Origin of the sequence: Kitasatospora sp. NPDC008050 (assembly GCF_042957465.1) — a bacterium.
Taxonomy (GTDB): domain Bacteria; phylum Actinomycetota; class Actinomycetes; order Streptomycetales; family Streptomycetaceae; genus Kitasatospora.
In genome coordinates this window covers 116,970-143,608 of record NZ_JBIBIJ010000002.1, presented here as the reverse complement: position 1 = coordinate 143,608, position 26,639 = coordinate 116,970, and the positions used below count along the sequence as shown (strand labels likewise).

21 protein-coding genes are annotated in these 26,639 nt (G+C 73.0%); 9 read left to right on the top strand and 12 right to left on the bottom strand.

Annotation, left to right across the window (positions count from 1 at the left end; translation table 11 throughout):
• Window positions 1-521: 521 nt before the first annotated feature.
• On the bottom strand, window positions 522-1,214 hold the full coding sequence (locus ACFZB9_RS04110) for a metal-dependent transcriptional regulator (protein WP_391443445.1): 693 nt from the start codon (window positions 1,212-1,214) through the stop codon (window positions 522-524).
• A gap of 172 nt (window positions 1,215-1,386) precedes the next feature.
• On the opposite strand from ACFZB9_RS04110, the gene ACFZB9_RS04105 reads away from it, so the two are divergent.
• The 3 genes from ACFZB9_RS04105 (at window position 1,387) to ACFZB9_RS04095 (ending at window position 4,309) form a co-directional block, all read left to right on the top strand.
• Complete coding sequence (locus ACFZB9_RS04105; RefSeq protein ID WP_391443444.1) at window positions 1,387-2,136, top strand: SIS domain-containing protein; 750 nt, start codon at window positions 1,387-1,389, stop codon at window positions 2,134-2,136.
• Window positions 2,137-2,409: 273 nt separating this feature from the next.
• On the top strand, window positions 2,410-3,336 hold the full coding sequence (locus ACFZB9_RS04100) for a DUF4231 domain-containing protein (protein ID WP_391443443.1): 927 nt from the start codon (window positions 2,410-2,412) through the stop codon (window positions 3,334-3,336).
• A 97-nt stretch (window positions 3,337-3,433) separates the two neighbouring features.
• Window positions 3,434-4,309, top strand: a complete 876-nt coding sequence (locus tag ACFZB9_RS04095; protein ID WP_391443442.1) for an alpha/beta fold hydrolase — start codon at window positions 3,434-3,436, stop codon at window positions 4,307-4,309.
• A gap of 27 nt (window positions 4,310-4,336) precedes the next feature.
• On the opposite strand, the gene fxsT (ACFZB9_RS04090) is transcribed toward ACFZB9_RS04095, so the two are convergent.
• The 7 genes from fxsT (ACFZB9_RS04090) to pdxH all read right to left on the bottom strand — a co-directional run bounded on the left by fxsT (ACFZB9_RS04090) (window position 4,337) and on the right by pdxH (window position 18,267).
• The gene (gene fxsT, locus ACFZB9_RS04090; RefSeq protein ID WP_391443441.1) at window positions 4,337-8,407 is read right to left on the bottom strand and encodes an FxSxx-COOH system tetratricopeptide repeat protein; all 4,071 of its coding nucleotides are present in this window, start codon (window positions 8,405-8,407) and stop codon (window positions 4,337-4,339) included.
• The gene (locus ACFZB9_RS04085) at window positions 8,397-9,821 is read right to left on the bottom strand and encodes a TIR-like protein FxsC (protein WP_391443440.1); all 1,425 of its coding nucleotides are present in this window, start codon (window positions 9,819-9,821) and stop codon (window positions 8,397-8,399) included. Before ACFZB9_RS04085 ends, fxsT (ACFZB9_RS04090) begins: the two co-directional genes overlap by 11 nt.
• Before the next feature lie 137 nt (window positions 9,822-9,958).
• On the bottom strand, window positions 9,959-10,783 hold the full coding sequence (locus ACFZB9_RS04080; RefSeq protein ID WP_391443439.1) for an aminoglycoside N(3)-acetyltransferase: 825 nt from the start codon (window positions 10,781-10,783) through the stop codon (window positions 9,959-9,961).
• 11 nt (window positions 10,784-10,794) lie between these two features.
• Window positions 10,795-13,281, bottom strand: coding sequence for an FxsB family cyclophane-forming radical SAM/SPASM peptide maturase (locus tag ACFZB9_RS04075; protein WP_391443438.1), 2,487 nt, complete (start codon window positions 13,279-13,281; stop codon window positions 10,795-10,797).
• Between the two features lie 109 nt (window positions 13,282-13,390).
• Entirely contained in the window at window positions 13,391-13,612 is a 222-nt protein-coding gene (locus ACFZB9_RS04070) for a hypothetical protein (protein ID WP_391443437.1), read from the bottom strand.
• A gap of 354 nt (window positions 13,613-13,966) precedes the next feature.
• The gene (fxsT, locus tag ACFZB9_RS04065) at window positions 13,967-17,503 is read right to left on the bottom strand and encodes an FxSxx-COOH system tetratricopeptide repeat protein (RefSeq protein WP_391443436.1); all 3,537 of its coding nucleotides are present in this window, start codon (window positions 17,501-17,503) and stop codon (window positions 13,967-13,969) included.
• Window positions 17,504-17,643: 140 nt separating this feature from the next.
• On the bottom strand, window positions 17,644-18,267 hold the full coding sequence (gene pdxH / locus ACFZB9_RS04060) for a pyridoxamine 5'-phosphate oxidase (RefSeq protein ID WP_391444261.1): 624 nt from the start codon (window positions 18,265-18,267) through the stop codon (window positions 17,644-17,646).
• Between the two features lie 393 nt (window positions 18,268-18,660).
• Here pdxH and ACFZB9_RS04055 point away from each other — a divergent pair, with 393 nt between their 5' ends.
• Entirely contained in the window at window positions 18,661-19,761 is a 1,101-nt protein-coding gene (locus ACFZB9_RS04055) for a citrate synthase 2 (RefSeq protein ID WP_391443435.1), read from the top strand.
• A gap of 114 nt (window positions 19,762-19,875) precedes the next feature.
• Window positions 19,876-20,994, top strand: a complete 1,119-nt coding sequence (serC, locus tag ACFZB9_RS04050; protein ID WP_391443434.1) for a phosphoserine transaminase — start codon at window positions 19,876-19,878, stop codon at window positions 20,992-20,994.
• Between the two features lie 237 nt (window positions 20,995-21,231).
• On the opposite strand, the gene ACFZB9_RS04045 is transcribed toward serC, so the two are convergent.
• Window positions 21,232-21,999 (bottom strand): SDR family oxidoreductase, encoded by a 768-nt coding sequence (locus ACFZB9_RS04045; RefSeq protein WP_391443433.1) that lies wholly within the window; start codon window positions 21,997-21,999, stop codon window positions 21,232-21,234.
• 78 nt (window positions 22,000-22,077) lie between these two features.
• Between ACFZB9_RS04045 and ACFZB9_RS04040 the strand changes: the two genes are divergently transcribed.
• Window positions 22,078-22,701 (top strand): TetR/AcrR family transcriptional regulator, encoded by a 624-nt coding sequence (locus tag ACFZB9_RS04040; protein ID WP_391443432.1) that lies wholly within the window; start codon window positions 22,078-22,080, stop codon window positions 22,699-22,701.
• Here the strand turns inward: ACFZB9_RS04040 and thpR are convergent.
• A complete protein-coding gene (gene thpR, locus ACFZB9_RS04035; RefSeq protein WP_391443431.1) occupies window positions 22,688-23,260 on the bottom strand; it encodes an RNA 2',3'-cyclic phosphodiesterase in 573 nt (190 codons plus the stop codon). The two genes, ACFZB9_RS04040 and thpR, sit on opposite strands and share 14 nt — an antisense overlap.
• Before the next feature lie 151 nt (window positions 23,261-23,411).
• On the opposite strand from thpR, the gene ACFZB9_RS04030 reads away from it, so the two are divergent.
• Window positions 23,412-23,939 (top strand): GNAT family N-acetyltransferase, encoded by a 528-nt coding sequence (locus tag ACFZB9_RS04030; RefSeq protein ID WP_391443430.1) that lies wholly within the window; start codon window positions 23,412-23,414, stop codon window positions 23,937-23,939.
• A 22-nt stretch (window positions 23,940-23,961) separates the two neighbouring features.
• On the opposite strand, the gene ACFZB9_RS04025 is transcribed toward ACFZB9_RS04030, so the two are convergent.
• On the bottom strand, window positions 23,962-25,419 hold the full coding sequence (locus tag ACFZB9_RS04025; protein ID WP_391443429.1) for an MFS transporter: 1,458 nt from the start codon (window positions 25,417-25,419) through the stop codon (window positions 23,962-23,964).
• Window positions 25,420-25,539: 120 nt separating this feature from the next.
• Complete coding sequence (locus ACFZB9_RS04020) at window positions 25,540-25,974, bottom strand: MarR family winged helix-turn-helix transcriptional regulator (RefSeq protein ID WP_391443428.1); 435 nt, start codon at window positions 25,972-25,974, stop codon at window positions 25,540-25,542.
• 97 nt (window positions 25,975-26,071) lie between these two features.
• Here ACFZB9_RS04020 and ACFZB9_RS04015 point away from each other — a divergent pair, with 97 nt between their 5' ends.
• Together ACFZB9_RS04015 and ACFZB9_RS04010 are read left to right on the top strand one after the other, a co-directional pair.
• The gene (locus ACFZB9_RS04015; RefSeq protein WP_391443427.1) at window positions 26,072-26,329 is read left to right on the top strand and encodes a type II toxin-antitoxin system prevent-host-death family antitoxin; all 258 of its coding nucleotides are present in this window, start codon (window positions 26,072-26,074) and stop codon (window positions 26,327-26,329) included.
• On the top strand, window positions 26,326-26,586 hold the full coding sequence (locus ACFZB9_RS04010; RefSeq protein ID WP_391443426.1) for a type II toxin-antitoxin system RelE/ParE family toxin: 261 nt from the start codon (window positions 26,326-26,328) through the stop codon (window positions 26,584-26,586). Before ACFZB9_RS04015 ends, ACFZB9_RS04010 begins: the two co-directional genes overlap by 4 nt.
• The last annotated feature ends 53 nt before the right edge of the window (window positions 26,587-26,639 follow it).

Genomic DNA, 26,639 nt, shown 5'->3' with positions numbered 1-26,639 from the left:
CCCCGCGGCGCCGATACGCAAGGCTGACGCAACGTCAGCAGACCGAGCGGGCCCGGGACTCCGGGCCCGCTGTTGGCGCTGCCCGAGGGCCGGAGTGATCGTCCTAAGAAGCTGGCGTACCCGGTGGCCGCCAGGGCAAGCCGCTCGGACGAGTGACAGGGGCCGGGGATTGGCGCCTGCCGTCCAGGGGATGAATCGCTGCAGACAGGGACCGCACAAACCACGACGAAAGGGACCGCCGGGAGCAACCACCAAGGGAACAGGCCCACGGGGAACGGGCCATCGGGGAACTGCCGGTGACGGCCGTCGGGGACGGTCATGGGGGAGCAGGGCCGGGGGAGCCGGGGGGACGCCTGGACGGGGAAGCCGGGCGTGGCGCAGGAGGGGAAGCGGGAGGGAGCGGGGGGACCGGGTGGGGATCAGGGTGGGGACCAACTGAGGGCTCCGGCGCGCGGGGACGCGCCGGAGCCCTCAGTTCAGTCCACGCCGAGCGGGCGGCCCTGCTCCGGCCACCGCAACCGCTACGGCTGCGCCACGAAGACGTGCTGCGCGATGTCCTTGCCCAGCTCCGCCGCCTCCGCGCCGCTGCCGACCAGCACACCGCCGACCGCCGCGGCGACCTGCACGGTGGCCCCCGGACGGATCCCGGCCCGGCGCAGGGTGCGCATCAGCTCCTCGTCGGTCTGGATCGGCTCGCCGATCCGGCGCACCACCACGCTGGCGCCGTCGTCACCGGGGCGCAGCGCGTCCAGGGTGACCAGCGCGGCGTCGAAGCCCTCGCCCTCGGCCTTGCTGTCGCCCAGCTCGTCCAGGCCCGGGATCGGGTTGCCGTACGGCGACTGGGTGGGGTGACCGAGCATGGCGAGCACCTTGCGCTCGACCGTCTCGCTCATCACGTGCTCCCAGCGGCAGGCCTCCTCGTGGACCTCCTCCCACTCCAGGCCGATCACGTCGATCAGCAGGCACTCCGCGATCCGGTGCTTGCGCATCACCCGCACGGCGAGCCGGCGGCCCTCCTCGGTCAGCTCCAGGTGGCGGTCCCCGGCGACCTGGAGCAGGCCGTCGCGCTCCATCCGGCCGACCGTCTGGCTGACCGTGGGGCCGCTCTGCTCCAGGCGCTCCGCGATCCGGGCGCGCATCGGGGTGATGCCCTCTTCCTCCAGCTCCAGGATGGTGCGAAGGTACATCTCAGTCGTGTCGATCAGCCCAGACATCGCCGCAGGCTCCGTTCCTCGGTATCCTCACCGCCAATTCTGACGTACGGCAGGGACAACCGAGCCCGGCGCAATCCGCTTCCCGGTGGTTTCGTCCCTGTTGACAGCCTGCCCGCCCAGGCAGCACCGTGCTCGCCGTAGCTTTCTCCACTGGCGGTTAGGGAAGATCTTCATGGATGACCTGGTCGGGCAGTACTTCGCGGCGGCGGCGGCACACCTGGAGCGGGTGCGCACGGAGGAGGCCGGGTCGATCGACCGGGCCGGCGCGCTGCTGGCCGACGCGGTCGCCGAGGGCCGGCGGATCTTCGCCTTCGGCGCCGGCCACTCCTCGCTGCCCGCCCAGGACGTGGTCTACCGGGCCGGCGGCCTGGTCGTCCTCAACCTGCTGAACGTGCCGGGCACCACCGGGGTCAACGTGATCCCGGCGCACCTGGGCAGCGCGCTGGAGCGGGTCTCCGGGCTGGCCACCGCGACCCTGGACCTGACCCCCGCCACCACCGGTGACCTGCTCTTCGTCATCTCGCTCTCCGGCCGCCAGGTGATGCCGATCGAGCTGGCCGCGCACGCCCGGGCCCGCGGCCTGCACGTGGTCGGCGTCACCTCGCTCGCCTACCCCGGCCAGGTCAGCTCCCAGCACCCCTCGGGCAGCTACCTGAAGGACCACTGCGACGTGGTGCTGGACAACAAGGTCGCGGTGGGTGACGGCGAGCTGACCCACCCGGGCGTCGAGACCTCCTTCGGCCCGGTCTCCACCATCACCACCAGTGCGCTGATGCAGGCCGTGGTGGTGAGCGCGGTCGGCAAGCTGGCCGAGCGCGGAATCAGTGCCCCGCTGTTCCGCTCCGGCAACGTGGACGGCGGCACCGACTGGAACGCCAAGGTGATGGCCGAGAACGCGGACCGGATCTTCTACGCGTTCTGACCGATCGCGCCGTCCACCCGCACGAGCCCCGCAACAAGCCCCGCGCACTTCAACCGCCCCAAAGCGGTGGATACCAGCCCCTGTGCGCGCACCGGCCCGGCGCCCATACTGAGCCGGGCGAAAGGCGTACCCGCCCTCCGCCGCGGGCAGTACGTCAGTGTCCATCGGGAACGGACAGCGGACGCGCCAACGGACGCGCCAACGGACGCGCCAACGGACGCGCCAACGGACGGACCAGCGGACACCAGGCGCACGGGGGGACGGGGGGACGGGATGGCAGCCGGCGCACAATCGACGGACCCGGTCCACGAGGCCGAGCTGCTGCCCGAGCTGTTCCGGGTCGCCGACTCCGCCTCGCAGCGCGGCCAGCGCCACTCGATCACGCTGGCCCGCTGGCAGCTGCTGCTGCTCACCGCCGGGGCGGCGGTCGGCTCGCTGGCCGGGCGCCCGTACGCCTGGGTCGCCGCCGCGGCCTACCTCGGGGCCGGCTGGCTGGCCGTGGTGGTCAGCCGGCGCAACCCGCAGGGCCTGTGGTACGAGGGCCGGGCGGCCGCCGAGTCGGTCAAGACGCTGGCCTGGAAGTTCGCGGTGCGGGCCGACGCCTATCAGCCGCTGCCCACCACCCTGCCGGACGCGGAGGGGCTCTACGACCTCCAGCTGCGCGGCATCCTGCGCGGTTTCAGACACAGCCCGGCGCTGCCGGGCGATGCCGAGCGGCGCGCGGGGGTGACCGCCGCGATGCGGGAACTGCGCGAGCAGCCGCTCACCGTGCGGCGGGAGGTCTACCTGCGCGAGCGGGTTCTGGTGCAGCACGACTGGTACCGGGCCAAGGCCGGCTACTGCGACCGGGCCGGGCGGACCACCGAACTGCTCGGGGTCGCGCTGCCGGCCCTGGGGCTGGTGCTGGCGGTGCTGCGGGCACTGGACACCGTCTCCTTCGACCAGTTGGGCACCGTCTCGGCGGTGGCCGCCTCGGTGACCGCCTGGGCCCAGCTGCGCCAGTACCGCCCGCTGGCCGCCGCCTACCGGCTGGCGGCCGACGAACTGGAGCTGGTCCGCGCCCAGTTGACCCAGCTCGACCTGTCCGCCGCCGACTCCGAGGAGATCTGGGCCCGACTGGCCCGGGACGCCGAGGACGCCGTGTCGCGCGAGCACACCACCTGGCAGGCCCGCCGTGAGGTCCGCGGGCCCGGCCACTGAGGGCCTCACCCCGGCATCCGCAACAGGTCGCCCGCGACCTGTGCCGGTCCCGGCCTCGATCCCCTACCCGTGTCCCCGAGTTTTGGAGGTCCCCGGCGTGCAGCCCCGACTGGTGAAGACCGCCGACTGCCGCAGGCTCGCCGTGCAGACCTTCGGCGACCCGGAAGGCCGCCCGGTCTTCCTGATGCACGGCACACCCGGCAGCCGGCTCGGCCCGACCCCGCGCAGCAGCGTGCTCTACAACCTCGGCGTCCGGCTGATCTCCTTCGACCGCCCCGGCTACGGCGGCTCGGACCGCCTGCGCGGCCGGCAGGTGGCCGCGGCCGCCGCCGACGTGCAGGCGATCGCCGACGAGTTCGGGCTGGAACGTTTCGCCGTGGTGGGCCGCTCCGGCGGCGGACCGCACGCGCTGGCCTGTGGCGCGCTGCTGCCCGGCCGGGTCCACCGGGTGGCCGTGCTGGTGGGCCTGGCCCCCTGGAACGCCGAGGACCTCGACTGGTACGCCGGGATGACCGCCGCCAACATCCGTGACTACCGCGCCGCCGAGCGCGACCACCAGCGGATCGCCGCCACCATGGAGCAGCGGGCCCGGCGGATGCGCGACGATCCGGCCACCCTGCTCGCCGGGCTGCGCCGGGAACTGACCGCCGTGGACCGGGCGGTGGTCTCCGACGCGGGCATCCGCCGGATGCTGCTGAGCAACTACCGCGAGGCGTTCCGGCAGAACGCCGACGGCTGGATCGACGACGTGCTCGCCTTCACCACCGACTGGGGCTTCAAGGCGCAGGACGTCACGGCCGCCACCTGGCTGTGGCACGGCGCCGACGACATGTGGTCGCCGGTGGACCACTCCCGCTGGCTGGCCGCGCACATCCCCGACGCCACGCTCTTCCTGGAGCCGGGCGCCGCCCACTTCGGCTCACTGCGGGTGCTCACCGCCGCCCTGAAGTGGGCGGCGGGCGGCACCGACTGACGACCCGGACAGGCCCCGGTCACACGATCAGATCGGCTGCGGTTCCAGGTCCCGGTTGATCCGCTTCCAGCCCCGGGCCGAGACGGTGTTGGGGTGCTCCTCGCCGAGCTGGCGGATCAGCTCGGCCACCGCCCGGGTGCGCAGTTCGGTGGCCTGGTTGACCTTGCCCTGCGAGCGCAGCGTCACCGCCAGGTTGGCCTGGCAGGCCACCGCGTCGGGGTGGCGCTGACCGTAGCGCTCGCACAGGCTCCGGTAGGCGGACTGCTCCAGCTCCTCGGCCTCCACCAGCCGGCCCTGGTCGCCGTAGGCGTTGGCCAGGTTGATCATCGCGTTGAGGGTGTACGGGTGCTCGGCGCCCACCACCCGGGTCAGCGTGCCCACCGTGGTCTCGCCCAGCTCCAGCGCCTCCGCCAGGCCGCCACTGCCGCGCAGGTAGATCACCAGGTTGTTGGCGCAGACCAGGGTGAACGGGTGCTCGGGGCCGTAGAGCTGCTGGTGGCCGACGTAGACCTGCCGGGCCAGATCGCGGGCCGCGTCCTTGTCGCCGCCCGCGCTGTAGTCGGCGGCCAGGTTGAGCGCGCAGGCCAGCGTGTCCGGCGCGTTCTCGCCATAGCGCTCCAGGTAACGCTCGTAGGTCTCCTTGGTGAGCCGGCGCGCCTCGGCCTGCCGGCCCACCTTGCGCAGCGAGACGGCCAGCGACTTGGCGTTGCGCAGGATCTCCGGCACGTCGATGTCGAGCACCTCGGCGAACGCCGTGGCGACCTCCTGGTGGATCGTCACCGAGCCTTCGTAGTCGCCGGTTTCGCGCAGGTCACGGGCCAGGTTGGACTTGGTGGACAGGGTGTAGGGGTGCTTGGGGCCGAGCACCAGGCTGCGCCGGTCCAGGGTGTCCTGGTCCAGCTCCTGGGCGGGCCCGCTGTCGCCGGCCAGCCGGTAGTCGATGGCCAGGTTGTTGGCGCAGGACAGGGTGCGCGGGTTGTCCTCGCCGAACTGCTCGCGGAACCGGTCCAGCGCCTCCCGGTCCAGCTCCAGCGCCTTGTCGAAGTCGCCGACCGCGCGCAGGTCGGCGGCGAGCGAACCGGCGGTCATCAGGGTGTAGGGGTGGTGCTCGCCGAGCACCCGCCGCTGACGCTGCAGGGTGTCCTGGTCCAGCTCCACGGCCAGCGCGTACTGGCCCTGGGAGCGCATCACGTTGGCGAGCTGGAAGCGCAGCAGCAGGGTCTGCCGGTCGTCCTCGCCGAGCTTGGCGGTCCACGCCTCGTCCAGCAGGTGGCCCATCCGGCGGGCCTGGCCGAACTCGCCGCGCTTCCACAGGTAGCGGACCCGGTCGATCATCAGCTGCCGGGTGTCCGACTCGTCGCAGTCGTGCGCCCGGGAGGGCGACAGGTGCGGCCAGATCTCCTCGAAGACGGGCCAGTTGGCCGGGTCGTCGGTGTCCCCGGTCACCGGGCGGGCGCCGATCAGGATCCGGTGCACCTCGTGCACGGTGTCCACCTGCTCCTCGGCGCTCATCTCCGAGCGGATCACCTCCTGGACCAGCCGGTGGACCTGGATGCTGTTCGCCCCCGCGTCCACCTTGGCCAGCGCGTACCGGCCGATCGCCTGGATCACCCGGCCGAGCAGGAACTTGTCGCTCAGCCCCGGGTCGTAGGGAACCAGCGCACGGATCATCTGGTCGCTGTAGAAGAGGTTCATCGAGATCGGCTCGGGCGCGAAGTAGGCGCACAGCTGGAGCATCCGGGCGGCGGCCGGGGACTGCTCGCGCAGCCGGGCGATGGAGACCCGCCAGGTGGCGCCGACCGTCATCGGGTAGTCCACCGGACGGCCGAGCTCCAGCACCCGGGAGGCCTCGGTCTGCAGGGCCGCGATGTACTCGGCGACCGGGGTGCCGGTGGCCTTCAGCCAGGCGCCGGCCACCTCGACGGCCAGCGGCAGGTCCCCCACCGCCTCGGCCACCGCGTCCGCGTCCACCCGGCTGAGCGCGCCGCCGGTGCGCCGGGTCAGGTGGTCGATGCTCTCGCCGCGGGTGAAGACGTCCATGGTCAGCGCCTCGGCGTGGGTGGCCCAGGCCTGGTTGCGCGAGGTGACCAGGATGTGGCCGTTGCCGCCGGGGAAGTAACGGCGGATCTCGGCCGGCTCGTCCGCGTTGTCGAAGATCAGCAGCCAGCGCTTGGCCCGCTCACCGCGGCGCAGCGACTCCAGCGCGATCTCGGTGGCCAGCGCCACCGGCTCGTTGCTGGCCCGGCCCATCTTGCGGGCCAGCTCGGCCATCTGCCCCTGGATCTCGTCCTCCTGCTCGGCCGAGACCCACCAGACCAGGTCGTAGTCGGCCATGAACCGGTGGGCGTACTCCAGTGCCACCTGGGTCTTGCCGACGCCACCGAGCCCGTAGAGGGTCTGCGGCACCGGCAGCACCGCGGTCGCACCGCCGCCGAGCTGGTTGCGCAGCCGCTCCAGCAGCTCGGCCCGGCCGGTGAAGTAGGTGTTGCGCGGCGGGACGTTCCAGATCTCCGGCTGGGTGCCGGGGAACCGGGGCCCGCTCGCGGTGTCCACGGCCGGCACCTCCTCCCGGCCCAGCGCCTTGACCAGGGCCAGCAGCGCCTGCGGCTCCTTGAGGTTGACCAGGTCCACCGGGTTGCGGCTGCTGAACGGAGCGGCCAGCGGGGTGGAGCCGACCCGCACCGGGATCAGCTGGCGGCGGGTGCCGGACGGGTCGGAGCCGACCACCGACTCCCACAGCGCGCGGGCCTGCGGGGCGCGCAGGTAGGCGGGCGAGAGCACCGCGACGGTCCGGTAGGCCGCGTCCACCGAGCGCTCGGTCTCGGCCCGCGCGTCGGTGCCCGCCCCCACGTCCCTGGGCAGCACCCGGAAACCGGCCGCGCTGAGCACGAACTCGATCCAGTCGGCCCACATCCGGTCCTCGGGCACGTAGCTGAGGTAGATGTCGGCCGGCACGGTGGGGCGGCGGCGGGTGAACGCCTCGATGTAGCGCAGCCGCACCTCCTCGTCCATCGGCGGCAGCGAGGCGACCCGGCCCGCGGTGATCACGTCGGTCAGCCGCTCGCAGGCCGAGAGCATGCTGGTCGGCGTGCCCACCTGGTCGCCGAAGGTGGCCAGGATCTCCTCGTAGGCGTAGAACGGCCGGTACGGGATCTCCACCGAGCCCCAGTAGTGGACCAGTTGCTCGTTGGTCAGTCCCGAGGGCAGCCCGTCGAAGCGGATCCGGGCCAGCGCCCGCCCGGCGTCCGCCTTGTCCTTCTCGAAGTCGTCGATCCGCATCGGCACCGGCAGGATCCGGATCCCGCGGTCGCGGTAGCGGTCCGCGATGTGCTGGGCGATCCGGGAGGCGCCGTCGATGCTCTGGTCGCTCAGGGTGAAGCAGACCACCAGATCGTCGGGCATCTGCACGGTGCAGATCTCGGCGGTGTCGGACAGACCGGTGCGGCTGTCGATCAGCACGTAGTCGTAGCGCTTGCGCATGTCGGCACGGAGGGCGTCGAAGAACTGGCCGCCGTCGAAGCGCTCGTAGAAGAGGTCCCAGTCCAGGCTGCCCAGGGTGCCGGAGTAGTCCCGGTCCTGGCGGCCCGCGGCCAGGAAGTCGATGCTGCCGCCGGCCGGGAAGCCGCCCCAGGACAGCGGCACCGCGTGCCCGGCCACCTTGGCGAAGTCCAGGTGCCAGCCCGGGTGGTGGCCGATCTCCAGCAGCTCCTGCTGGTAGCGCTCGGGTTCGAGCAGCGCGTCGGCGTGCAGCTCGGTCTCCCGCAGCGCCTCCTCGCGGTAGTCGTTGATCAGCGTCATCACGCCCGGAGAGTCGGCGAGTTCGGCCGCGTCCAGGAAGGGGTGGAAGAACTTGGCCAGCCCGGGGGCCTCCAGGTCCCAGTCCACGGTGAGCACCCGGAAGCCGTTGGCGGCCAGGATCCAGGCGGTGTTGGCGAGCGCCATGGTGCGCCCGGTGCCGCCCTTGTAGGAGTAGAAGGTGATGATCCGGCCCTGGCGGTCCTCCTCGCCGGTCCTGGCCGGCGCAGGCCCGGACGTGGTCAGCTTGGCCGCTGAACTACGCCCGCCCGCCCGGAGGTTGCGAGTCTGGTCAGACGTCATGATCTCCTCCTTCGTCATCCTCGTCGAACTCACCGTCGAGATCGGGATCGAACTCGCCGTCGTGCTCGTCCTGTTCGTCCTGGTCGTCGTTCTCGTCGTGCTCGTCGTGCTCAGCGGGAGGATCGGGGTCGGCGTAGCGGTTCTGCGGCGGCCGGCCCGCGTCGCCGAAGGCGTCCCGCAGCCGCGGCCGGGACTCACCGGTCACCGGGGGCCTGGGGAGCGCGCGCTCCTTGTAGGCCTTCTGCGCGCGGATCGCGGCGTGCTGGAAGGCCAGGCCGAAGTCGCTCGCGGTGGGCACCCCGTCGGGGTCGGTGCCGTCCCCCGCGATCGGCCGGAAGGACGGGCGCACGCTGCCGCCGCGGTGGCGCAGCACCTGCTCGCTCAGCGCGGCCAGCGGCCCGGTCTCGGCCGCGCACTGCGGATCGTCGCGGTTCCACGGCTCCACCACCGCCACCCAGGCGGGGTTGCGGCGGGCGAACTCGCGCACCAGCGCGCAGCGCTGGGGGTCCTGCAGCACCCAGCGGTCGACCAGCAGCACGCCGGGGCCCTGCGGCCGTTCCAGCTCCATCAGCCGGGCGGCCGCCAGCTCGAACTCGTGGATGGTCGGGTTGAGATCGCACTGCCGGGCCAGCTGCGCGGCCTTCTCGGCCAGCGCGGCGTCCCCGCCGCGCACGTACGGCTGCCAATCGATGCGACGCGCCCCGTAGTAGCCCCGGTCGCGGTGCGCGGGTACCTCGCTGTCCTTGAACGCCAGGACCGCGATGGTGAGTTCATCGGCGGGCGAACGACCGGGAAAGGCCGAGGGATTGGTGGTGAAGTCGACCGGCTCGACCACCGGGACCACCGTCTCCAGCGCCACCTCGACAATGCGCCGGGCCAGTTTGTAGACCACCTTCTCGTACAGCCCCTGGTGATGGCGCTGGGCCATCAGCGCGTACAGGCCGTCCTCGGCATAGGCGCGCGGAAAGCTGGAGTGGTTGAACTGCACGGCGCTGGCCACCGAGGGCAGCGCGCCCTCGCGCATGCCCACCCAGAGCACCGGCACGACGGCGCTGTTCTGCGCGGTGCCGCCCGGGGCGTTGGCCGCGCGCTGGGCGAAGGTGTACCACTCCTGGCCGCACGGGGTGCTGCGGAAGAGCCGCGGGTGGTAGAGCGGCACGAAGACCCGGCAGGTGGCCAGCGCCTCGGAGATCTTCACCGCCCAGTTGTCGCCCTGGTGCATGGTCTCGTCCATGAAGCCCACCGGATCCGCGGTGGGCAGCGGGGTCAACTGCAGCACGGCCTCGCACAGGTCCTCGTAGAACTGGCTGACCCGCGAATTGGGATTTCGGGTACCGACCGGCGGCATATGGGCGTAACTGAGGAAGAAGTGCGGCTTCGCCTGGGCCTTCTGCTTGCCCGCAGCGTCGTTCACACGCGCCTCCCCAGGGGCCTCGCCCGCCCCGCTCAGGGCATCCTCAGTGTAGGAAGCCCCGCTTCCCGAGTGGAATACCCCGGCGGAAAACCTCTGCCATCAGCTCCTCTGATCATGCGTCAGTCGGCCTGCTGATGTCAGCGGTTTGCCCGAATCGGATCGGCCGCAACCGTCGCCCGCTGCCGCAGGTGCCACCAGAGCGCCGCGTCCACCGCCTGCACCACGGGCAACAGCAGACACTCGGCACCGGCGATCCGGCCGGTCCGCGCCCCGGTCAGCCGCGGCCCGATCGCGGCCAGCATCCGCGGAAAGTACTGGTCGTCCAGGTCGAGCCCGTCGAACCGCACCCAGGCCGGGCTCCCGGCGGCGTCGCGGACCATGCAGCCGTAGCGCTTGACCGGGCCGTGCGGCACCCGGTACTCGGCCAGCTGCAGGGCGGTGCAGCGCTCCGCCGAGGCGCCCAGCATCAGCACCGAGCCGCCCGCCCGGTACAGCGCCCCGAGCGGCGACTGCTCGCCGAGGTGGCAGTCGAGCCGGTGATCGGCGGTGAGTTCGGCGGCCAGCGGTCCGAGGGCGGCGAACGAGGTCTGCGGATGCGTGCTGCGCAGCGCGCCGGGCGTGGTGCGCAGCTCCTCGGAGAGCCGCCCCATGGTCGGCGAACTCGGGGTGGTCGCCGGGTCGAAGGGCGCCATGGTGCGCCGGTAGGCCAGCAGTTCCGCCCGGCTCAGCCCAGCGGTGACGGCCGCGTCCAGCCGGGAGGTCTCGGAGTTCTCCGGAGTCGCGGTGAAGGCCAGCAGCGTGCCCTGCGGGCCGATCGCGCCGCGCAGCGCGGCGATCACCCCGGCCGAGCCCTCCTGCACCGGGCCGAGCGAGCGCAGCGCGGCGTGCACCAGCACCGGCCCGCAGCGCGGCGACAGGCCGAGCCGGCGCAGCTGGTCGGTGAGCTCGGCAACGGTGAGCACGGCGGGCCTCCTCAGCGTCCGGCGGGGGCGGAGTGATCGGCGGGCGCGGGGCGCTCGGCAGCGTCGGAGCGCTCAGCAGCGTCGGGGCGCTCGACGGGCGCGGGCTGCTCGGCGGGGGCGGCGACCCCGGCGCGGGCGGACCGGTCGGCAACGGCGGGCGGCGTTCCGAGCGGCATCACCAGACAGGGCGACAGCGACTCCCGCAGGCCCGTGGCGAACCGCTCGCCGAGCGCGGTGAGCGAGCCGGAGCCGAGCAGGGTGTCGAGCGCCCGCTCGGTGTCCCCGCGCCGCCGCCCGAGCTGCTCACGCGCATGCTCGGCGGCCTCGCCGCCCACGCCCTGGTAGGCCAGCGCCCGGCCGGCCCAGAACTCGGTCACGGCCAGCTCGGCATAGGTCTGCTGGAACAGCTCGGCCAACGGGCGCGGGTCGGCCTGCCAGGGTGCCCGGTAGCCGCGCCGGTCCGTGCGGTCGTACAGGTCGTGGAAGTCCAGCACCGCGCCCAGCTTGACCGCCTGGAACTCGCGCACGAGCAGCCGCGCCAGGGCCGGCGCGGTGCGCGGGCGGGCGATCGCGACGGCGCCGAAGGCCTGCCGGGCGGCGGTGCCGACGCCCTGGGCGGCCGGGCCGGGACGCAGCGGGGTGAGGGTCGTCAGCCCCACGGCGATCCCGGCGGCGTACTGCGGCAGGTCGCGCAGCAGCAGCTCCCAGGCCTCGCGCAGGGCGCCGGTCCAGTCGCCCAGCGCGGCCTCGGTGAGGCGCGCTTCGGCCGGCCATCGGTGGCAGTCGCGCTGCGGGTCGGTGTCCTCCAGCGCCACCGACCAACCGCCGACGAAGCCCAACCGCCGCACCGGCAGCCAGTGCTGGTCGGCCGGCTGGTCGAAGCCGACCACCCGCGTCACCCCGGCCGCGGTGCGCACCGTGAAGCGGTCCGCGCCGCCGCGCACCACGGCCTGCCCCGAGCCGCCGACCAGCACTCGGCCCAGGGTGGGCAGCTGGATCACGCCGCCGCGCACCGGGACCGGCAGTTCGGCCTCCAGCCCGGCCCGGATCAGCGCGGCCGCCGCGATCTCGGCCAGTGTGTCCGGCTCGGCCGACGGGTCGCCCGCCGCCGCGCGCAGCCGGCCGACGGCCCAGCTGCGGACGTACGGGTGGGCGAGCACCGCGTCCACCGCGCCGGGCGCCGAGGCGTCCAGCTCGGCGAGCGCCTGCCAGGGCTCCCCCACCGCCGGACCGACCGCCGCCAGCAGTCGCCGGGTCAGGTCCAGCTGTCCGGCGGCCAGCGCGGCGACGGTGTCCGCGTCCCCGTGACCACGGGCCAGTTGGCCGAGCTGGTCGGGGCGCAGGCCGGGGCCCGGGGCAGCCGGGCCCGGGCCGGCGGCCGCAGCGGGGAGGGCCGGGGCGATCCGGTCCCGAATGGTGGTGATCAGGCGCATGAGGTCTCCGCAGAAGACGGAAGGGTTGTCGAAGCCGGCGCCGGTGCGCCAGCGGTGCGCGTAGAGACCGCCGCCGCAACTGCGGACCACCGGACAGGACCGGCAGGTCGCGCTCAGTCCGGCCAGCCCCGACTGCCGGGCCATCATCCCCGGGTGCCGGGCGACCTCGTCCAGGCTGTTCGCGAAGACGTCGAAACCGGTCACCGGTGCACCGTCGTAGGCCGTTTTCAGACTGTCGGCCTGCTCGAATGTGCCATCCGTCTCGATCACGACCAGATCGGCGGGATCGAGCCCGAGTGCCTCGGTCAGGCTGGAGCGCCCGCGCAGCGTGCGGTGCACCGAGTCGAAGGTGCGCACCGGGATCGGCCGGCCCTGCCGTTCCCAGTGCTGATGGATCGCCAGCAGCCACTGGGCGTAGGGGTTTTCGCCGAGGCCAGCCGGGCGCTTCGGCGGCTCGTCCCAGGTCGCATGCGGGAGCAGGAAGTCGATGCGCGGCGGCTCCAGCACGCGCAACGCCTCGTAGACCGCGATCGGGTCGTTCTCCACGTCGATCGTGCAGAGCAGGCCCGCGTACAGGTGGCGGAACTCCGGCCGGCGCAACAGCTCGACGGCGGCGAGCACCTTGGCATGGCTGCTGCGGCCGTCGGCGAACCGGCGGTGCCGGTCGTTGGCCGCCGCGTCGCCGTCCAGTGAGATGCCGACCTTGATGTCCAACTCGTCGAAGAGCTCGCAGAACGCGCGGTCCAGCCGCACCCCGTTGGTGTGGATCCGCAGGTCCAGCGCACAGCCGGCGGGCAGCGCGGCACGCAGCCGCTCGGCGGCCCGGCGCAGCAGTTGTGGGCCGGCCAGCAGTGGTTCGCCCCCGTGCAACACCACGTGAACGGCCGGCAGTCGGTGCCCGATCGCGTGCTCCGCGATCCGTTCGGCCACCCGGTCGAGGGCCACCCCCGTGATCGCCCGTGGTCTGCCGCGCCAGCTGGTGTCGGCGTGCTCATAGACGTAGCAGTGGTCACAGGCCAGGTCGCAGCGACTGTGAACCTTCAGTACGAACTGTGAGAATGGCACCAGCTGGTGCGTCATGTGACTTCCTGCTATTGAGAGATGACACTTCGCCGGACCAACTGCAGTACCGGCAGGGCCGAGCTGTCAACCGGGCGTCGTCTCCCCGCCCTCTTCAGATCGAGGAGTTGAAGCCGCTTTCGATCTCCGGCCCGCCCTGCGGCTCGCTCTCCGGCTCACCCTCAGACTCGCCGTCGAGGCCCGGCAGCGACCGGTACAGCGAGGCGAGCAGCACATCGGCGTCCTGGTTCGACAGCTCCGCCAGCGACGGGCGTCGGCCCTGCGAGGTGAGTGGCTTGCCGGACGTGGTTTCCGCGACTTCCAGCGTGGTGTGCATACTTGACGATCCTTCCGGACCTGGCACGGTTGAACCGTGCCGAACGGGGGTAATAGGGCGCTGGGGAGTGTCCCACAGTGGCCCTGGCACCAACCTAGTGTCTGGCTAGCCTATTTCCAGTCAGCGCCGGAGACGATTCCGGGCCCCCGGTCGTTCGGACCGGCACGATCTGCCCGGATGCCCTTCCCACCACCCGAACTCGGGAGGCCCCCGCGATGGAGTTCACCCGTTGCGGTGATCTGGCGTTCCGCCATTCGACGTAGCGATCTTCACCGCGTGTCGACGCCGTGTCCGCCATTCGGACGGCCACCGGTCCACCCGGCCTGGGGGTCCATCCGAAGGGCGGACGCCGGCTCAGAGCAGGTACAACTCGACCTGGACATCAAGCCGCTTGCGGACGGCCACCGCGCGGGTGAGCGCATGGCCGTCCCCCAGCGCCGTGCGCGCCAGCTCCGCGCAGCGGCCCGCCAGCTCCCCGGCCTGCCCCCGCTCACCGACCGCGGCCAGGTCGAGCGCCAGGTTGGAGCCGGCCGCCAGCGCGTGGTGGTGGGCCGCCCCCACCGTCGCGGTCAGCAGGTCCAGCGCCCGGGTGCCGGTGCGGACCGCCGACGCCGGGTCACCGGCGGCCTGGTCGGTGGCCCGGTTCACCAGCAGCGCGCCCAGGTCGCAGTGGTCCGGGCCCAGCGCCGCCTCGAACCGCTCGACCGCCTCACGGCCCAGCACCGCCGCCTCCTCGGTGCGCCCCGCGGCCCGCAGTTGGGGCGCCAGGTTGGCGGCCAGCAGGACGGTCAGCGGATGCCGGCCGCCGAACCGGGCCCGGCCCTCGCGGTAGGCCCGCTCGCCGACCGCCACCGCCCGGACGTGCTCGCCCAGCGCGTGCCGGACGGCGGCCAGGGTGGCGGCCGCCGTCAGCGTCTCGAAGCTGCCCGCCCCGAACACCTCCTCGGTGGTCCGGTGGGTCGGCTCGGCCAACTCCTCCGACCGGAGCGTTCGACCGAGCCGGTACTCGGTCATGGCGAGACCGCGCCGGGCGCGCAGCATCCACGGGTTCCGCTCCCCGACCACGCCCGCGAAGCGGCGCACCGTGTCCTCCAGCACCCGCAGTGCCACCGCGGGGCGGCCCGCCTCGCGCAGCGACTGGGCGTAGGCGATCGCGGAGATGAAGGTGCTCAGCGTGGCCGGCGCCGTCCGCTCCCACTGCCGCCAGGTGCGCTCGTGCAGGTCGAGGGCGGCCGCCCGCTCGCCCACCGTGTACAGCGCCACCGCGAGGTTGTGGGCGCAGACCAACTGCTGGGGGTGGCCCGGCACCAAGTCCTCCTCGGCTGTCCGCAGCGTGCTGCGGTCCAGCTCGCAGGACTCGGCGAAGCGGCCCAGACCGCGCAGGTCCCCGGCCAGGCTGCTGGCGGCGAACAACGTCTGCGGATGGCTCTCGCCCAGTTCCCGGGTCAGCTGCGCGAGCACCTCGCGGTCGATCACGTGGCACTCGCGGTAGCGCCCCAGCAGGCGCAGCGCGTTGGCGTGCTGCCGGCGCAGCTGCGGGACCTGCGCGCCGCTGTCCGCGCCGCCGCCCGGCTCCGCCCAACAGGCCAGGACGCGCTCGGCGAGGTCGCACGCCACCTGGTGGAGCCCGCACTGCACCAGGTAGCCGACCGAGTCGACCAGCCACCGACGTACCAGAGGGTCCGTGCTGTGCGCCGCTCCGCTCGGCCACAGGTGCGGCAGCAGTTCCTGGTAGACCGGCCAGGCGTCGGGCGGTCCGGGCGCCTGGCGGGCCGCCCCGGCGAGCAGCGCCTGCACCGTGCCGCGCAACCACGTCCGCCGCTCCGGCCCGACCTGCTCCCAGATCACCCCGCGGACCAGCCGGTGCACCGTGAGCGTCTCGGTCCCGGCGGCCGCCCGGGCCAGCCCGCTGCGGTGGATCGCCTTGATCAGCTCGCCGACCGCCAACCGGGCTTCCACCGGAACGGTGCCCCGCTCACCCGTGACACCGGCCCGCGGGGCGAAGAGCAGCCGGGTGGGGATCGGCTCGGGACCGAAGTGGACGCAGAGCTCCAGCAGTTCGGCGGCCGCCGGGTTGCCGCGTCGCAGCTCGGCCAGCGACAGCAGCCAGCTCGCGGCGGCCGAGCGCGGGTAGTCCCCGTCCGGCAGCCAGCTGCGCTCCAGCAGCTCGGTGGCGGTGGCCGCGAGCAGCTCCAGGTAGCCGGCGACCGGCATGCCCGTCTCCCGCAGCCAGGCCGCCGCCGGGACGATGGCCAGCGGCAGGTCGCCCAGCGCGGCGGCCAGCTCCCTGGCGGCCGCCACCGGCAGTTCCGGGTTCAGCCGATCCAGCAGCCGCAGGCTCTCCGCCCGGCGCAGCACGCCGAGTTCGACCACCCGGTCGCGGCGGGCCCAGGCCGCGTCGCGTGAGGTGATCAGCAGGTGGCCGCCGGGCGACGGATCGGGCAGCCGGCCGCGCAGCTCGGCCGGGTCGCCGGCGTTGTCCAGGATCAGCAGCCAGCGCGGATACGGCCGCCCGGCCCGCAGCGCCTCCAGCACCTGGGCCGCGGTGTCGGCGCTGTCGTCGGTGGCGGCCAGGCCGAGCCGCGGGGCCAGCTGGGCCAGCCGCGGGGCGATGAACTCCGGCTGCTCGGCCGCGATCCACCAGACCACGTCGTACCCCGCCGCGTACCGCCGGGCGTACTCGGCCGCCGTCTGGGTCTTGCCCACCCCGCCCATGCCCTGGAGCACCTGGACGGCCGGCCCGCCCGCTGCCAGGAAGCCGGCGCGCAGCGACTCCAGCACCTCGTCCCGCCCGGTGAAGTTCGAGGTGGACGCCGGTGCGTCGAAGACCGTGGGTCGCTCCGCCGGGAAGCGCGGGCGCGGTCCGCGGGCGGGCCGGGCCGCCCGCGCCGCGCCGTCCGCGGGCTCCCCCGCCAGGGCGGCCAGTTGGCCGGCCGCCGCGGCCGGGTCGGCCGCGAGCGGTTCACCCGGCAGCTGGTCGGCGAAGGGCGCCGGCAGGGGTTCGGTGAGTTCACGGACCGGGACGGACAGCAGCGCGCGGTGTCCGGGGGCCCACTCGTGCCCGGCCAGCGCGGTCCACAGGCCGGCCGCGTCCGGATGGCGCGGATAGTCGGGCGACAGCAGCGCCAGCACCCGCCCCCGGCCGTCCAGCGCCCGGTGCAGCGCCTGTTCGGCACCGGCCGTGCCGAGACCGTGCAGGGCGGCGGGGCGGCCCGCCGCGGCGAGTTCGGCGGCCGCCCACTCGGCCCACAGCCGGTCGGCCGGGGCGTAGCTGAGGGACAGCGGTGGCGGCTCGGGCGCCGCGAGGGGAAACGCCCCGACGAACTCGCCCAGGTTCAGCCCCGGCAGCCCGGGCAGCCGGGCCCGCCCGGCCGCGAGCGCGATCCGGTCGGCCAGCACGTCGAGCACCCGGTGGTACTCCGCCCCCGGCGGCTCCTGCGCCAGCAGCTCGGCGAGCCCGACCCGCAGGTAGCGTTCGCCCATGGCCGGTTCGCTGTACTGGAGTTCGGCCACCGGCCCGGGCAGCGCGCCCGGCACCGGGCGCCACAGCACCGGGACGAGTGCCCGGGGGTCCCAGCCGGTCTGCGCGCGGAACGCGGCCACCCTGGAGTGGAAGGCGGTCCACTCCTTGCCGCAGTAGCTGCTGGCGAAGTAGCCGGGCGAGTAGAGGGCCACCAGCGCGCGGCACCCGGCGACCGCGTCGGCCAGTACCTGCTCCCAGTCCGCGCCGATCCGGATCTGCTCGACGTCCCGGAAGGGGGGCAGCTCGGCGGCGGCCGGGTCCCGCGCGAGGAGCCGGGCGCCGAGGTCGCGGTAGAACGCCGCGATCCCGGGGCTGTCGTCCGCCCGCGCGTAGCTCAGAAAGAAGTACGCCTCCACCCGCGCCCCCACTGTCCGTCGTCCGTTCAGTGTGGACCGGCGCGCGCCGTTTCCGAAGGGGGCGGACGGAGCAATTCCCGCGCCCGGCAAGGCTCTACGCGCCGTCACGCTCGGGCGCGGCTACGGCGTGGCCACGGGCGGACGGGCGGCCCCTACGGGCAGAGCCGCTCCACCGTCCAGCCGTCCGGCCCCGCCGTGTACCGCAACCGGTCGTGCAGCCGGTTGGGGCGCCCCTGCCAGAACTCGACGGCCCGCGGGATCACCCGGTACCCGCCCCAGAACGGCGGCACCGGCACCCCCTCGCCCTCGGGGTAGCGCGAGGCGAGCTCGGCGAAGCGCTGCTCCAGCACCTCGCGCGAGGCGACCGGGCTGGACTGCTCGCTCGCCCAGGCGCCCAGCTGCGAGCCGTGCGGGCGGGTGCGGAAGTAGGCGGCGGTCTCGTCCCGGCCGGTGCGCTCGACGCCACCGGTGACGATCACCTGACGGTCGATCTGGTGCCAGGGGAAGAGCAGCGCGGCGTTGGGATTGGCGGTCAGCTCGGTGCCCTTGCGCGAGCCGTAGTTGGTGAAGAAGACGAAGCCGCGCTCGTCCACCCCCTTGAGCAGCACCGTGCGCGCGCTGGGGCGCCCCTCGGCGTCGGCGGTGGAGAGCACCATCGCGTTGGGTTCCACCAGCCCGGCCTGCTCGGCCTGGTCGAACCAGCGAGCGAACTGGGTGACCGGATCGGGGGCCAACTCGTGCTCGGCCAGGCCCTCCTCGGCGTACTGACGGCGCATCCGAGCGAGGTCGGGGACGGAGGTCTGGTGCGCGGGCTGGGCGCGTTCCGGGGTCTGCACGTCAACATCATCCCGTACGACAAGCGGCGGACCATGCGCCGCCTATGGAATCTCGACATCGAGAGATATGGTGGCTCGCCATCGCTCGACCCCCTGTGGTCCCCCGCGATCCCCCGGATTGCCCGGTTCGAACCGGTTTGCCATGGAAGATCCCGGAGACATACCGGTTCCGACAGGAAATCGAGCGGCCACTGGGGAAACATCACCGCAGTGGTGTATGGCGCAATGCACCCAGTGCCTGCCACCCTGGCACCGAGTGCCAAACACCAAACGGTCGCCGGCCCACCGCCCCACCACGGCGCAGGGCCAGTCACGTCACTGAGGAGCCGCGTGATGTCCGATTTCGTACCCGGGCTTGAGGGAGTCGTCGCTTTCGAGAGCGAGATCGCCGAGCCGGACCGCGAGGGCGGTGCGCTGCGCTACCGCGGCGTCGACATCGACGAGCTGGTCGGCCACGTCTCCTTCGGGAACGTCTGGGGCCTGCTGGTGGACGGGAAGTTCAACCCGGGCCTGCCCTCCGCCGAGCCGTTCCCGATCCCGGTCCACTCCGGTGACATCCGGGTCGACGTGCAGTCCGCGCTGGCCATGCTCGCGCCGGTCTGGGGCCTGAAGCCGCTGCTCGACATCTCCGCCGAGCAAGCCCGCGACGACCTCGCCCGGGCAGCGGTCATGGCCCTGTCCTACGTCGCGCAGTCGGCGCGTGGCCAGGGCCTGCCGATGGTCCCGCAGAGCGAGATCGACAAGGCCGAGACGGTCGTCGAGCGGTTCATGATCCGCTGGCGCGGCGAGCCGGACCCCAAGCACGTCAAGGCGATCGACGCCTACTGGACCTCGGCCGCCGAGCACGGCATGAACGCCTCCACCTTCACCGCCCGGGTGATCGCCTCCACCGGCGCGGACGTGGCCGCGGCGCTGTCCGGCGCGGTCGGCGCGATGTCGGGCCCGCTGCACGGCGGCGCCCCCTCGCGCGTGCTGGGCATGATCGAGGAGATCGAGCGCACCGGCGACGCCACTGCCTGGGTCAAGAACGCGCTGGACAAGGGCGAGCGCCTGATGGGCTTCGGCCACCGCGTCTACCGCGCCGAGGACCCGCGCGCCCGCGTGCTGCGCCGCACCGCCAAGGAGCTGGGCGCCCCGCGCTTCGAGGTCGCCGAGGCGCTGGAGAAGGCCGCCCTGGAGGAGCTGCACAACCGCCGCCCGGACCGGGTGCTGGCCACCAACGTGGAGTTCTGGGCCGCCATCATGCTGGACTTCGCCGAGGTCCCGGCGCACATGTTCACCTCGATGTTCACCTGTGCCCGCACCGCCGGCTGGTCGGCGCACATCCTGGAGCAGAAGCGCACCGGCCGCCTGGTGCGCCCGGCCGCCCGCTACATCGGCCCCGGCCCGCGCGGCCCGCAGGAGATCGAGGGCTACAGCTCGATCGCGCACTGACGTCCGAAGGCTGACGCCCGGTCAGCCCGACTGCGCCCACCGGCCGCTGAGTTCTTCATCTCAGCGGCCGGACAACGGGCGAAATCCCGGGAGCGGGCACAGTAGGCTGCGCGCGTGGCCCACATTCAGATCCCCGCTGACCTCAAGCCCGCCGACGGCCGTTTCGGCTGCGGCCCGTCCAAGGTGCGCCCCGAGGCCCTCAGTGCCCTCGCCGCCACCGGTACCTCGCTGCTCGGCACCTCGCACCGCCAGGCTCCGGTCAAGGACCTGGTCAAGCGCGTACGGGCCGGCGTGAGCAGCCTCTTCTCGCTTCCCGACGGCTACCAGGTGGTGCTCGGCAACGGCGGGTCCACCGCGTTCTGGGACATCGCCGCCTTCGGCCTGGTGCGCCAGAAGTCGCAGCACCTGAACTTCGGCGAGTTCTCCGCCAAGTTCGCCGGCTCGGTCAAGGCCGCCCCGTGGCTCGCCGAGCCGAGCGTGATCAAGGCCGAGCCCGGCACCCACCCGCTGCCCACCGCCGAGGCGGGGGTGGACGTCTACGCGCTCACCCACAACGAGACCTCCACCGGTGTCGCGATGCCGATCCGCCGCCCGGCGGGCGCCGACGCCGGCTCGCTGGTCCTGGTGGACGCCACCTCGGGCGCCGGCGGTCTGCCGGTGGACATCACCGAGACCGACGTCTACTACTTCGCGCCGCAGAAGTCCTTCGCCTCCGAGGGCGGGCTCTGGCTGGCCGCCTTCTCGCCGGCCGCGCTGGAGCGGGCCGCCGAGATCGCCGGCTCCGGCCGCTACATCCCGCCGTTCTTCGACCTGCCGACCGCGATCGACAACTCCTCGAAGGACCAGACGTACAACACCCCCTCGATCGCCACGCTCTTCCTGCTGGCCGACCAGCTGGAGTGGCTGAACGGCAACGGCGGGCTCGACTGGGCCGTCACCCGTACGGCTGAATCCGCGGCCCACCTGTACGGCTGGGCCGAGAAGTCCGCCTTCGCGCAGCCGTTCGTCGCCGTGCCCGAGCAGCGCTCCCAGGTGGTCGGCACCATCGACTTCGACGACTCGGTGGACGCCGCCGCGGTCGCCAAGGCGCTGCGGGCCAACGGCATCGTGGACACCGAGCCCTACCGCAAGCTGGGCCGCAACCAGCTGCGGGTCGCGATGTTCCCGGCGATCGACCCGGCCGACGTGCAGGCGCTCACCGCGTGCATCGACCACGTGGTCGAGCAGCTCTGATCTCCTGCCGCCGCCGAGGCACTACCGAGGCGCGGCCGAGACACGGCTGAGGCGCTGCTGAGAGGGCCGCCACCGATTCGTCGGTGGCGGCCCTTCGCCCGTCACGGGGTCGGCGACGGGGTCACTTCTGCACCAGCGCGCCGATCAGCACGGCGACCAGGAGCAGCCCCAGGGCGCCGGAGACGATACGCATACGAGTCTTGGGATCCACGCATCGAGCGTACCCGGCCGCCCGGGTCACATCCCGAGGTGGGAGCCTCCCGTGCCATCCAGCACCTGGCCGGTCACCCAGCGGGCGTCGTCGGAGGCCAGGAAGGCCACCGCGTCGCCGATGTCGGCCGGCTCGCCGACCCGGTTGAAGATCGAGAGCGCGGCGGCCTCCGCCTGCGCCGCTGGCTCCCGGAGCTCCGCGGTCATGTCGGTGTTGACCAGGCCGGGGGCCACCGCGTTGACGGTGATCCCCCGCGGGCCCAGCTGCTGGGCCAGGGTCAGCGTGAGCGTGTTGATGGCGCCCTTGGTCATCGAGTAGGCGCTGGTGATCGGGTAGGCGATCCGGGTCACGCCGGAGGAGATGTTGATCACCCGGCCGCCGTCCCTCAGTCGCCCCAGGCCCTGCTGGATGATGAAGTACGGCGCCTTGGTGTTGACCGCGAAGACCCGGTCGAAGTCGGCCTCGGCCACCTCGCCGACCACGCCGTAGAGCCCCACGCCCGCATTGTTGACCAGGATGTCCAGGCCCGAACCGCCGTCGTGCGCGGCCAGCGCCTCGTCGAAGGCGGCCCAGAGCGCCGCCGCGTCGCCCGGCACACCCAGCTCGGCGCCGATCGCGAACGCCCGGCCGCCCGCCGCCTCGATCTCGGACACCGTCTCCTTGGCGGCGCTCTCGTTGGTGCCGTAGTGCACCGCGACCAGCGCGCCCTCGGCGGCCAGCCGCAGCGCGATCCCCTTGCCGATCCCCCGGCTGCCGCCGGTCACCAGTGCGGTCTTCCCGGAAAGCCTGCTCATCGCCCCCAACTTTCTGTAGCGGTCGTTATAGAAAGGAACCTAGCACGACTTCTGTAGCGGGCGATATAGAATCTGGGGATGACCAGCACCCAGCCCGGCGCGACCCGCGGCCGCCCCCGGTCCTTCGACCGCGAGGCGGCGCTGGCCGCCGCCACGCTGCTGTTCTGGGAGCAGGGCTACGAGGCCACCTCGATCGCCGACCTGACCGAGGCGATGGGCATCCGGGCTCCCAGCCTGTACGCGGCCTTCGGCGACAAGCGGGCCCTGTTCGAGGAGGTGGTGGCCGAATACGGCAGGGCGTACGGCGCCTTCGGCCTGCGCGCGCTGGAGGAGGAGCCGACGGTGCGCGCCGGGATCGCCCGGCTGCTGCGCGAGACGGCCGCCGAGTACACCGCCCCCGGCCACCCGCACGGCTGCATGATCATCAGCGCCGCGGCCAACTGCGGCAACGAAGAGGTGATGGCGAGCCTGCGAACGATCCGCAGCGCCAACATCGCCGACCTGGAACGGCGGATCGCGGCGGCCGTGGCCACCGGCGAGGAGCCGCCGGCCACCGATCCGGCGACCATGGCCCGACTCGTCGGCGCGGTGATCCAGGGCATGTCGCAGCAGGCCAGGGACGGCGCCGGACGGGCGGAGCTGGAGCTGGTCGCCGAGGCGGCCATGCGCGCCTGGCCGGCACAGCCCGTCAGGACGAGCTGAGCGCCCAGCGGTCCACGACGGTGTAACGGGACCGGCCGCTGCCGAAGTCGCTGCGCATCAGCTGGAACTCCGTCACCGGCCACTCGACGCCCTGGAATTCCCGCAGTTGCTCCGCCGCCGTGCGCAGGGCGGCACGCTCCTCGCGCCCGGGGTGGCCGCCGCGCCCGGTGCGGGCCAAGGTGAGGTGCGGGTGGTAGGAGAACTCCTCTTCGGCGCCGAGCACTTCCCCCGTCACCTGCGTCACCGCCCGGGCCAGCGACCGCAACGCCCAGGTCTGCCCGGCCAGCCCCACCCAGAGGACGCGGTCACCGAAGTGCCCGCCCCCGGCCAGCCGAAGCCGGTGCGCCCGGTACCCGACAGCCGCCTGCGCCAGCCCCTCCCGCAGCCCGGGCAGCCGCTCCTCGGCCACCGAGCCGAGGAACACGAGCGTGAGGTGCCAGCCCTCCTCGGCCGTCCAGCGCAACCGGTCCGCCCCGGGCAGCGCGTGCAGCGGGGCGACGGCGGCGGTCAGCTCGGCGACGGCGTCGGTGGAGGGGTGGGCCGCGACGAAGAGCCTCATGCCCCCATTGTCGTTGTCGCGGCGAACAGGCCGCCGCAGCGGGTGGAGCGCCCGTGGCGGGCGGCGAGGCGCCCGGCGTCGGGGCCGGTGAGCAGGTCGGCGGCGTCGGCGACGTCTTCCGCTCGCCGGTACCAGGTACTACAAAGAGGGAATGAAGATCCGTAACGGTGGCCCCGAAGACGTCCCCGCGATGATTGCCCTCGCCGACTCGGCGGTCGCCTGGCTGACCGCCCAAGGGCGCACCGGCCAGTGGGGCGACCGGCCCTGGTCGACCCGCCCGGCCGACATCGAGCGGATGCACCACTACGCCCGCGACTACCTGCTGCGGATCGCCGAGGACCAGGACGGCCAGGTGATCGGCGCCTGTGTGCTGGCCGAGGAGCTGTCCGACTGCATCGCCCAGGTCGCCCCGGCCGACGTCCCCGAGCTGTACGTCCGCTTCCTGCTCACCGACCGCGCGCGCAGCGGCAGTGGCATCGGCGCGGCGCTGATCGACGACGCGCGCGAGGAGTCGGTGCGGCGCGGGCTGGAGCTGCTGCGGGTGGACTGCTTCCGCAGCGAGGACCGGGCGCTGGTGCGCCAGTACCGGGCGCTCGGCTTCACCGAGAGCCAAGCGTTCGAGATCCCCCGGCCCGACGGCAGCACCTGGCCCGGTCAGATCCTGGAGATCAGGTTCTGACCGGGCCACAGGTCACGCATCGTCAGCAGGCGGGCGCCAGCTCGCTGTTGCGCGTCGGCTGCCGCGGCACGAAGGCCACCACCCGGCTGCCGCGGTGCAGGTCGACCCGCAGCCGCAGGTCCGCGCAGCGGGCCAGCACCAGGCCGACCCCGGCCGCGGCCAGCGCCGAGACCACGCCGCAGGCGAGCAGACCCACCCGGGCCCCGTAGGCACCCGTCACCCAGCCGACCAGCGGGGCGCCGATCGGGGTACCGCCGGTGAAGACCAGCACCAGCAGGCCCATCACCCGGCCGCGCATCTCGGGATCGGTGGACAGCTGCACATAGGAGTTGACCGAGGTGTTGAAGGTCAGCCCGAAGATCCCGATCAGGGTCAGCAGCACCGCGAAGCTCCAGTAGCCGGGCGCGGCCGAGGCCAGCACCTCCAGCAACCCGAAGACCAGCGCCGCACCGGCCAGCCAGCGCAGCCGCGGCGCGCCGCGGCGGGCGGCGTAGAGCGCGCCGGCCAGCGAGCCGAGCGCCATCGCGGTGTTCAGCAGGCCGTACTGGCCGGGGCCGACGTGGAAGGTGCCGCGGGCGAAACCGGACAGCAGGGTCGGGAAGTTGAAGCCGAAGGTCCCGACGAAGCCCGCCAGCACCAGCGGCCACATCAGGTCGGGCCGCTCCTTGACGTAGCGCAGCCCCTCGCGCAACTGGCCCTTCTCGCGCGGGATCCGGGCAACCGGCCGCAGCTCACTGGTCCGCATCGCCAGCAGCCCGCCGATCACGGCCGCGAAGGAGACCGCGTTGAGCGCGAACGCCCAGCCGCTGCCCACCGCCGCGATCAGCAGACCGGCCACCGCCGGGCCGACCAGCCGGGCGGTCTGGAAGTTGGCGGCGTTCAGGCTCACCGCGTTGCTCAGGTGGTCGGGGCCGACCATCTCGGAGACGAAGGCCTGCCGGGTCGGGGTGTCCACCACGGTCACCAGGCCGAGCAGCAGGGCGAAGGCGTAGACGTGGTACTCGGTCACCGCACCGGTGACCGTCAACACGGCCAGGGCGGCGGCCAGCAGGCCCATCGCGCCCTGGGTGGCGATCAGCAGCCGGCGCTTGGGCATCCGGTCGGCGAGCACGCCGCCGAAGAGGCCGAGCAGCAGCGTGGGCAGGAACTGCATGGCGGTGGTGATACCGACCGCGAGCGGGCTGCCGGTCAGGCTCAGCACCAGCCAGTCCTGGGCGATGCGCTGCATCCAGCTGCCGGTGTTGCTGACGATCTGCCCGGCGAAGAAGTACCGGTAGTTGCGCACCCGCAGCGAGGAGAACATCCCCCCGGGCCGGGTGAACCGCGCTGACGCGGCGGGGTCAGCCGCCGCGGTGCGTTCGCAGGGGTCGTCGTCGCCGGGCGGACTCACCGGCGTGGCCACGGGAGTGGCAAGGGTCGAGGTCGGGATGGTGGTGTCGTCGGGACGGTTGACGGCGCCGGCTGCGCCCTGCGGTGTCACGTACTGCTCCCCTCGTGGCGCGGCTCCGGTGGTCGCCGGGGCCGCGCTGCTGGTCTTCCTGGTCGGTCCTGCAGTGATGCTGTGGTCCTCTCTCTCGTCCGATGTCCTGCTGCGCCTGCGCTACAGGTGCGCGAGCTTGTACAACGCGGGCGCGGCCGCGCGCACGGTCGCCCACTCCTCCTCGGTCAGCCCGGAGGCCAGCTCCGCGAGCCAGGCGTTGCGCCGCCTGCGGCTCTCGTCGAGGATCGCCTGGGCCTGCTCGGTCATGCTGACCACCACCTGCCGCCGGTCCTCGGGGTGCGGCTCCCGCCGCACCAGCCCCTTCTCCTCCAACATCGCGATGATTCGCGTCATCGAGGGCGGCTGCACATGCTCCCGCCGCGCCAACTCCCCCGGCGTGGCACTGCCACACCGCGCGAGCGTCCCCAGCACACCCATCTCGGTGGGACTCAGGGACTGCTCCACATGCTGGTGCCGCAACCGCCGCGCCAGCCGCATCACGGACGACCGCAGCTGACTGACAGCGGCGAGGTCGCCCTCGGACATCTCGGACATGATACTTAGCTTACGTCATTACTCTCTCTAATTAAAAATCCACCACCATGACCACTGTGGCATTGTGTACACAATGTCCTTTGTGTAATCTGGCTCCATGGATGCCGTACTCACGATGCGAGAGGCCCGCGAACGCCTGGCCGAGGTCGCGGAGCGGGCGACGCATGACGACGTCACCGTGCTGACCCGCCACGGCAAGGAGGTGGCCGCCGTGATCCCCATCTCGATGCTGCGCCAGTACCGGATCTGGGAGGAGCAAGAGGATCTTCGACTGGTCCGCGAGGCCATGGCCGAGACCGGGCCCACCGCGACGCTGGCGGAGATGATGGCCGAGACCATGGCCCGCTCTGAATGAAGTACCGGACCGTCTTCAAGCCCAGCGCACAGGCCGATCTGCGGAAGATCCCCCGAGACCAGGCCATGGCCGTGCTGCGCAAGCTGGCAGAGCTGGAGAACGACCCCTACGGTTACGGCACCGCGTCCCTGGTCGGCGACCCGCAGGTGAGACGCCTGCGGGTCGGTGATCGCCGCGTGCTGTACACGGTGGAAGACGGCCGGCTGATCGTCTGGATCCTCAGGCTCGGACGTCGGGACTCGATCTACGGCGGGTAGCAGGCTCCACGCCCGCCACCCTGACAACCGGTCAGCCGAAAGCGGCGAGGGCG

Bases quoted from the DNA above. Each gene is read 5' to 3' on its own strand.
- ACFZB9_RS04015 (WP_391443427.1), top strand. From the start codon at position 26,072: ATGGATGCCGTACTCACGATGCGAGAGGCCCGCGAACGCCTGGCCGAG.
- pdxH (WP_391444261.1), bottom strand. From the start codon at position 18,267: ATGCGCCGTCAGTACGCCGAGGAGGGCCTGGCCGAGCACGAGTTGGCC.
- ACFZB9_RS04100 (WP_391443443.1), top strand. From the start codon at position 2,410: ATGGCAGCCGGCGCACAATCGACGGACCCGGTCCACGAGGCCGAGCTG.
- ACFZB9_RS04020 (WP_391443428.1), bottom strand. From the start codon at position 25,974: ATGTCCGAGATGTCCGAGGGCGACCTCGCCGCTGTCAGTCAGCTGCGG.
- thpR (WP_391443431.1), bottom strand. From the start codon at position 23,260: ATGAGGCTCTTCGTCGCGGCCCACCCCTCCACCGACGCCGTCGCCGAG.
- ACFZB9_RS04040 (WP_391443432.1), top strand. From the start codon at position 22,078: ATGACCAGCACCCAGCCCGGCGCGACCCGCGGCCGCCCCCGGTCCTTC.
- ACFZB9_RS04110 (WP_391443445.1), bottom strand. From the start codon at position 1,214: ATGTCTGGGCTGATCGACACGACTGAGATGTACCTTCGCACCATCCTG.
- fxsT (WP_391443441.1), bottom strand. From the start codon at position 8,407: ATGACGTCTGACCAGACTCGCAACCTCCGGGCGGGCGGGCGTAGTTCA.
- ACFZB9_RS04045 (WP_391443433.1), bottom strand. From the start codon at position 21,999: ATGAGCAGGCTTTCCGGGAAGACCGCACTGGTGACCGGCGGCAGCCGG.
- ACFZB9_RS04070 (WP_391443437.1), bottom strand. From the start codon at position 13,612: ATGCACACCACGCTGGAAGTCGCGGAAACCACGTCCGGCAAGCCACTC.
- ACFZB9_RS04030 (WP_391443430.1), top strand. From the start codon at position 23,412: ATGAAGATCCGTAACGGTGGCCCCGAAGACGTCCCCGCGATGATTGCC.
- ACFZB9_RS04055 (WP_391443435.1), top strand. From the start codon at position 18,661: ATGTCCGATTTCGTACCCGGGCTTGAGGGAGTCGTCGCTTTCGAGAGC.
- ACFZB9_RS04105 (WP_391443444.1), top strand. From the start codon at position 1,387: ATGGATGACCTGGTCGGGCAGTACTTCGCGGCGGCGGCGGCACACCTG.
- ACFZB9_RS04010 (WP_391443426.1), top strand. From the start codon at position 26,326: ATGAAGTACCGGACCGTCTTCAAGCCCAGCGCACAGGCCGATCTGCGG.